Origin of the sequence: Pseudonocardia sp. KRD291, assembly GCF_019263595.1 — a bacterium.
In the GTDB taxonomy this organism is placed as follows: Bacteria; Actinomycetota; Actinomycetes; order Mycobacteriales; family Pseudonocardiaceae; genus Pseudonocardia.
Genome location: NZ_JADQDD010000370.1, coordinates 1 through 5,326, shown reverse-complemented (window position 1 = coordinate 5,326; position 5,326 = coordinate 1). Strand labels below are relative to the sequence as shown.

At 74.9% G+C, this 5,326-nt stretch carries 5 protein-coding genes and 1 pseudogene; 5 read left to right on the top strand and 1 reads right to left on the bottom strand.

All coding sequences use genetic code 11. The annotated features are described in order from the left end of the window. Nucleotides 1–1,088 (top strand): glycosyltransferase (locus tag I4I78_RS29895; protein ID WP_218614857.1); only part of this gene is annotated, 1,088 nt, incomplete at its 5' end. After that, nucleotides 1,001–1,921: pseudogene (locus I4I78_RS33145) on the top strand (DMT family transporter); the annotation flags it as partial. The gene I4I78_RS29895 and the pseudogene I4I78_RS33145, both read left to right, overlap by 88 nt. Nucleotides 1,922–1,954: 33 nt before the next feature. Here the strand turns inward: I4I78_RS33145 and I4I78_RS29890 are convergent. After that, nucleotides 1,955–2,248 (bottom strand): VanZ family protein, encoded by a 294-nt coding sequence (locus tag I4I78_RS29890; protein WP_308252442.1) that lies wholly within the window; start codon nucleotides 2,246–2,248, stop codon nucleotides 1,955–1,957. 128 nt (nucleotides 2,249–2,376) lie between these two features. Between I4I78_RS29890 and pyk the strand changes: the two genes are divergently transcribed. From pyk to I4I78_RS29875, 3 genes are all read left to right on the top strand, one after another. Continuing rightward, nucleotides 2,377–3,801, top strand: coding sequence for a pyruvate kinase (pyk, locus tag I4I78_RS29885; protein WP_218614856.1), 1,425 nt, complete (start codon nucleotides 2,377–2,379; stop codon nucleotides 3,799–3,801). A gap of 22 nt (nucleotides 3,802–3,823) precedes the next feature. After that, a complete protein-coding gene (locus I4I78_RS29880) occupies nucleotides 3,824–4,663 on the top strand; it encodes an acyl-CoA thioesterase II (protein ID WP_226380692.1) in 840 nt (279 codons plus the stop codon). After that, the coding region (locus tag I4I78_RS29875; protein ID WP_218614855.1) for a dienelactone hydrolase family protein at nucleotides 4,663–5,326 on the top strand (664 nt) is incomplete at its 3' end. The genes I4I78_RS29880 and I4I78_RS29875, both read left to right, overlap by 1 nt.

The following is a 5,326-nucleotide window of genomic DNA, read 5'->3' as shown; positions in this document are numbered from 1 at the left end:
TCGGGGCGACGGTCGGCCAGGGCCACGAGGGAGCCGCGCGGGAGCTGGCGCGGCGGCTGACCGCGTCCGGGACCGAGGTCGCGGTGCACGACTACCTCGACGCCGTCGCGCCGCCCGCGCGCCGCGTGCTGCGCGACCTCTACGCACCCACCGTGCAGCACGCCCCGGCGGTGTTCGACGGCGTGTTCCGGGCCCTGGAGCGCCCGGGCGCGGTCCGGCGGGTCACCGACGGCATCTGCGCCGGCGCCGGGGCCACCGTCGCGCGGTGGGCGGCCGGCGCCGACGTCGTCGTCTCCACCTACCCGCTCGCCGGGCAGACCCTCGGCGCGCTGCGCCGCTCCGGCGCCATGCCCGCGACCACGATCACCTACTTGACCGACCCGGCCGCCCACGCGCTGTGGTGCCACCCGGACGTCGACGTGCACCTGACCGTGACCCGAGCCACCGCCTCCGACGCCGCCCGGTACGGCGTCCACGCCACGGCCGCCGGCCCGCTGTGCGCGCCCGGGTTCGGCCGCGGGGGCGACGGCGCCCGGCTCCGCGCCCGGCTGTGGCTGCCGCGCGACGTCCCGGTCGTCCTGCTCAGCGCCGGGTCGCTCGGGATGGGCGACGTCCCGCGCACGATCGCGGACATCCTGTGCCACCCGACCGCGCGCGTGCTGGTGCTCTGCGGCCGCAACGCGGTGCTGCGGCGGCGGCTGCGCGGCCACCCCAGGGTGGTGGCCCTGGGGTGGCGCGACGACGTCCCCGACCTGATGGCCGCCGCCGACGTGCTGGTGCACAACGCGGGTGGCCTTGCGGTCAGCGAGGCGATCGTGGCCGGCCTCCCGACCGTGACCTACCTGCCGATCCCCGGGCACGGGCGGGCGAACGCGCGGGTCCTCCAGGACGCGGGCCTCGCACCGTGGCCCCGCGACCCGGACGCCCTCGCCGCCGCGATCGACCGGGTCCGGCCCGACCCCGGGCTCCGGCCGGGCGGACGCGGCCCGGTCGCACTCCCGTGGCCGGCCGGGGCGGACCCGGCCGACGCCGTCCGGGCCGCGCTCGGACCACCGGCCGTGGACCACCGGCCGGTCGTCGGGCTGTGACCGGGGCTGCGACGGGGGCTGCGACAGGGGCGGTGACAGGGGCTGTGACGGGGGCCGTGCTGGCCGCCCTGGTGTTCGGCGTGTCCGGGGTCGCCCAGCGGCGGGCCGCGCTCACCGTCGCGCCGTTCGCGGCCGGTGACCCCCGCCTGCTCCGGGCCCTCGTCCGCAAACCGTGGTGGTGGATCGGCGCCGTCGCGGCGATCGCCGGCGTCGGGTTCCAGATGCTGGCGCTGGCGACCGGGCCCCTGCTGCTGGTGCAGAGCGTGCTGGTGGGTAGCATCATCTCGACCACGGCGGCCGAACGGCTGATCCTGGGCCGGCGCCCGACGCGGGCGACCCTGTGCGGGGTCGGGCTGACCGTGCTCGGGCTCGTCGGCGTCCTGGTGGCGCTGGCCCCGACGACCGGGTCCGGCCCGGGGCCGTCGGGCCCGGCGACGCTCGTGACGGCGGCCGGGTGCGGCGGCGTGATGCTCGCGACCGTCGGGTGGGCACGCCGCGGCGGTCCTCGCCGGGCCACCGCCCTCGCCGCGTGCGTCGGCCTCGGGTACGGCGTGACCGCGGTGGCGCTCAAGCAGGTCGGACTGCAGCTCGGTCAGGGGCTCACCGAGCCGTGGGGCCATCCCGCGATCTACGTGGCGGTGCTGCTGGGGGCGTGGTCGGTGCAGCTGAGCCAGAGCGCTCTGCAGACGGGGTCCGGGGCGGTCGCGGTCGTCGCCCCGATCCTCGTCGTCGACCCGCTGGTGGGTGTGATCGCCGGCGGGATCTTCTTCGGCGAGCGGATCGCGACCGGCCCGGTCGCCCTCGCCGTGGCCGCGACCGCCCTGGCGGTGCTGCTCGCCGGGATGTGGGTGGTGGGATCGGCCAGGTCAGGTCCGGTCGCCGCTGCGGCGGCGCGTGAGCAGGGCGGACAGACCGACCCCCAGGACCGCACCGGTGACGTCGACGAGCGCGTCCACGACGTCGCCGCTGCGCCCGATCGGCAGCAGCGCCTGCGCCACCTCGGACGCGCCCGCGTAGACCAGCAGGCCCACGAGCACGGCCGGTGAGCGCAGGCCGGCCCACCGGGCGGTCGCCGCGAGCAGTGCGAACAGCAGCAGGTGGACGACCTTGTCGGTGCCCGGGGGAGCGGTCGGTACCCCGGAGGCGGGGGTGAACAGCACGAGCAGGCTCGCCACGATCGTGGCCGCGAGAGGCGACCATCGCCCGATCACCGGTCGTTCCCCCAACCCGCCACGCCGTCTTCCGTCCAGCAACCTGATCGTTTCAGACAGGCGCTAGGCTGGTCCGCGTGACTCGCCGTACGAAGATCGTCTGCACCATCGGCCCGGCCACCGCGACACCGGACCGTATCCGGGACCTGGTCGACGCCGGGATGGACGTCGCGCGACTCAACTTCAGCCACGGCGACCGGGCCGACCACCAGAACGTCTACACGATGGTCCGCCAGGCCGCGGACGACGCCGGTCGCGCGGTCGGCATCCTCGCCGACCTGCAGGGGCCGAAGATCCGCCTCGGCCGGTTCGCCGACGGGCCCACCGAGTGGCAGACCGGTGAGGAGGTGCGGATCACCGTCGACGACGTCGCCGGCACCCACGACCGCGTCTCCACCACCTACAAGGGCCTGGCCACCGACGCCCGGGTGGACGACCGGCTGCTCGTCGACGACGGCAAGGTCGGCCTGCGCGTCGTCGGGATCGAGGGCAACGACGTCGTCTGCCGGGTCACCGAGGGCGGCCCGGTCAGCGACAACAAGGGCCTGAACCTGCCCGGCATGAACATCACCGTGCCGGCGATGTCCGAGAAGGACATCTCCGACCTGGAGTTCGCGCTCGCGCTGCGCGTCGACGTGATCGCGCTGTCGTTCGTGCGCAGCCCGGCCGACGTCGACCTGGTGCACAAGGTCATGGACAGCGCGGGCGGCGGGCGGCTGCCGGTCGTGGCCAAGCTGGAGAAGCCCGAGGCGGTGGACAACCTCGAGGCCATCGTGCTGGCCTTCGACGGGGTCATGGTCGCTCGCGGCGACCTGGGCGTGGAGCTGCCGCTGGAGAACGTGCCGCTGGTGCAGAAGCGGGCCATCCAGATCGCCCGGGAGAACGCCAAGCCGGTGATCGTGGCCACCCAGATGCTCGACTCGATGATCACCAACTCGCGCCCGACCCGGGCCGAGGCGTCGGACGTCGCGAACGCGGTCCTCGACGGCAGCGACGCGGTGATGCTCTCCGGCGAGACGAGCGTCGGGCGCTTCCCGATCAAGACGGTGCGCACGATGTCGCAGATCGTGGAGGCCGTCGAGGCCGGCCCGGCCGACGTGCCGCCGCTCAACCACGTGCCCCGCACCAAGCGCGGCGTGCTGTCCTACGCCGCCCGCGACATCGGTGAGCGGCTCTCCGCGCGGGCGCTGGTCGCGTTCAGCCAGTCCGGCGACACGGTGCGCCGGCTGTCCCGGCTGCACACCCGGCTGCCGCTGCTCGCGTTCACCCCGGAGCCCGCCGTGCGCAGCCAGCTCGCGATGACCTGGGGGGTGGAGACGTTCCTGGTGGACCGGGTGGAGTCCACCGACGCCATGGTCCGCCAGGTCGACAACGCCATCCTGTCCATCGGCCGGTTCAAGCCGGGCGACCTGGTGGTGATCGTCGCCGGCTCGCCGCCCGCGACCGTCGGCTCGACGAACCTGATCCGCGTGCACCGCCTCGGCGAGGACGACCACGCCTGAGCACGGGGGTGACCGGCCCGGCCTGGCCGCGCTGCTCGACCTGGAGCGCCTGGAGGAGAACCTCTTCCGCGGCGTGAGCCCGCCGCACTCGATGCCGCGGGTGTTCGGCGGGCAGGTCGCCGGGCAGGCGATGGTCGCGGCCGGGCGCACGGTGCCCGACGACCGGCACGTGCACTCGCTGCACGCCTACTTCATCCGCCCGGGCGACCCGAGCGTCCCGATCGTCTACGAGACCGAGCGGGTGCGCGACGGGCGCTCGTTCACCACCCGCCGCGTGATGGGCATCCAGCACGGCGAGGCGATCTTCTCTCTGTCCGCGTCGTTCCAGGTGGCGCAGCAGGGGCTCGAGCACACCGAGCCGCTGACCGTCGAGGCGCCGGACCCGGAGTCGTTGCCGGACCTGGGCGTGCGGGCGATGCAGGGTGACAGCGGCGGCTGGCTGGCCGGCGCCCCGCGCCCGCTCGACATCCGCCTCGTCGAGGAGCCCGTCTGGTCGGCGCGTCGGCTCGGTGCCTCGGACGATCCGATGCGGGTGTGGATGCGCGCCGACGGCCGGCTGCCCGACGACCCGCTGCTGCACGTCTGCCTGCTCACCTACGCCAGCGACCTGACGCTGCTCGGCTCGGTGGTCGCCCGCCACGACGTGCGCTCCTCGGATGTGCAGATGGCGAGCCTGGACCACGCGATGTGGTTCCACGAGCCCTTCCGCGCCGACGAGTGGCTGCTCTACACCTGCTACTCGCCGTCCGCGTCCGGCGGGCGCGGGCTGGCCACCGGCCGGTTCTACACCGCCGACGGCCGCCTGGTCGCCAGCACGATGCAGGAGGGCCTGGTCCGCCTGCCCTCCGGAGGAAGGTCCTGATGACCGTCGAGTCCGACGTCTCGATCCCCAGCCTCAACGGCGGCCGGCTGCCCGGATTCCTGGTCCGCCCGGAGGACACCCCGGGCAGCCCGCCGCACCCCGCGCTGCTGATGGTCTACGAGGCGTTCGGCATGACCGCGGAGATGCGCCGGATCGCGCGCGAGCTCGCCGCAGAGGGGTACGCGGTCCTGGTGCCGGACCTGTTCGCGCGCGGCAAGGTCCGGGCGCTCTGCGTGGCCGCGACGATGGCCACCATGACCGCGGGCGAGGGCGCGGCCCTGGGTGACCTGGAGTCGGCCCGGCGCTGGCTCACCGACCAGCCGACCGTGGACGCCGACCGCATCGGCACGATCGGGTTCTGCATGGGCGGCGGCTTCGCGCTGCTGCTCGCCGACACCGGCATGTACAAGGTCAGCGCCCCGTTCTACGGCCGCGCACCGCTGCCGCTGCAGCGCGCGTGCCCGGTGGTGGGCAGCTACGGCGGGCGCGACGCGTTCATCGGCGACTACCCGGACCAGCTCGCGGCCGACCTCGAGCGCCACGGCGTCCCGCACGACGTCAAGACCTACCCCGAGGCCGGGCACTCGTTCATGACCCGCGCCGAGGGAGCCCTGGGCAGCGTCCTGGGCCGGACGCCGATCCACGCCGAGTACCACGAGGACA